Here is a 240-nt window from a genome sequence, read left to right on the forward strand (position 1 = left end):
TGGTAACGGTCACGGTCAGCATTGACGGCGGCGCGGCGCAGGCGGCGGTACAGGACAGCGCCGGACAGTGGCACTTTACTGTACCGTCGGCCCTCGCTGACGGCGAACACAATCTGGTGGTGACGGTCACGGATACTGCCGGTAACAGCACGTCCGGGGAGGCATTCGCCTTTACCGTGGACACCACGCTGAGCGTGCCGGTTATCGATCTGACCGACGGTTCAGATACCGGTGCGAGCA

1 protein-coding gene is annotated in these 240 nt (G+C 63.3%); it reads left to right on the plus strand.

Annotated elements, in window-relative coordinates:
* The coding region (locus ETV65_RS25005; RefSeq protein ID WP_165383779.1) for an Ig-like domain-containing protein at nucleotides 1–240 on the plus strand (240 nt) is incomplete at both ends.

It is taken from the genome of Rahnella sp. RFA10(1/100) (assembly GCF_004195115.1).
GTDB lineage: Bacteria > Pseudomonadota > Gammaproteobacteria > Enterobacterales > Enterobacteriaceae > Rahnella > Rahnella perminowiae.